The sequence below is a fragment of the Leisingera sp. F5 genome, from assembly GCF_001593695.1.
The window spans coordinates 1-1268 of sequence record NZ_LUKH01001109.1; the positions used below are offsets into that span (position 1 = coordinate 1).

Annotated in this window: 1 protein-coding gene and 1 pseudogene; both read left to right on the plus strand. The window is 63.6% G+C overall.

The features are described 5' to 3' along the window. Positions 1 to 157 (plus strand): annotated as a pseudogene (locus A2I95_RS39305) (UDP-N-acetylglucosamine--N-acetylmuramyl-(pentapeptide) pyrophosphoryl-undecaprenol N-acetylglucosamine transferase); the annotation flags it as partial. Between the two features lie 5 nt (positions 158 to 162). Then, positions 163 to 1268: UDP-N-acetylmuramate--L-alanine ligase (gene murC / locus A2I95_RS39310; RefSeq protein ID WP_291737782.1), on the plus strand; the 1106-nt coding region annotated here is incomplete at its 3' end.

The window sequence follows — 1268 nt, forward strand, 5'->3', positions numbered from 1 at the left end:
CGCCCTTGATATCCCGGTGCTGGCAGAGCCTATGGGCGCAATTCTGAGTAACCCGCAGGCTGCGGTGAAAATGTCGGCAGCCGCACTGAGCGCCGGGATTCCCGATGCCACCGAGCGATTGGCGGCACTGGTCGAGCAACTGGCCGAGGAAGGATAACTGTCATGAACCCTGCAACCAAACTGCCCGGAGACGTCGGCCCGATCCATTTTGTGGGCATCGGCGGCATCGGCATGTCGGGCATCGCCGAGGTGCTCTTGAACCTTGGCTATATGGTGCAGGGCTCGGATCTGAAATCCTCGAAAATCACCGCACGGCTGGAAGAGTTGGGCGCGCGGATTTTTGTCGGCCAGAAGGCTGAAAACCTGGAGGAGGCCGCGGTTGTGGTGATCTCCTCGGCGATCAAACCGGGCAACCCGGAACTGGACGAGGCCCGCCTGCGCGGGCTGCCGGTGGTGCGCCGGGCCGACATGCTGGCGGAACTCATGCGGCTGAAATCCAACGTCGCCATTGCCGGCACCCACGGCAAGACCACCACCACCACCATGATGGCCGAGCTGATGGTGGCCGGCGGCTTTGACCCCACCATCATCAACGGCGGCATCATTCACGCCTATGGTTCCAACGCGCGGATGGGGCAGGGCGAGTGGATGGTGGTCGAGGCGGATGAAAGCGACGGCTCCTTCAACCGGCTGCCCGCAACCATTGCGGTGGTGACCAATATCGACCCCGAGCATATGGAGCATTGGGGTGATTTCGACACCTTGCGCGACGGGTTCCTGGAGTTTGTCTCCAACATCCCATTCTACGGTGTCGCGGTCTGCTGCACCGACCATCCCGAAGTGCAGGCGCTGATCGGGCGGATTTCCGACCGCCGGGTGGTGACATATGGCTTCAATGCGCAGGCCGATGTGCGGGCCGTGAACCTGACCTACAAGGGCGGCGTGGCCCATTTCGACGTGCACCTGCAGGCCGAGGACCGGGTGATCGAGGGCTGCACCCTGCCGATGCCGGGGGACCACAACGTCTCCAACGCCTTGTCCGCGGTTGCCGTGGCGCGGCATCTGGGCATGAACAGCACTGAAATCCGCGAGGCGCTGGCGGCGTTCGGCGGGGTGAACCGCCGCTTCACCAAGGTGGGTGAAGTGGATGGCGTCACCATTATCGACGACTATGGCCATCACCCGGTGGAGATCGCCGCGGTGCTGAAGGCGGCGCGCCAGGCCAGCGAAGGCCGGGTGATCGCAGTGCATCAGCCGCACCGCTATTC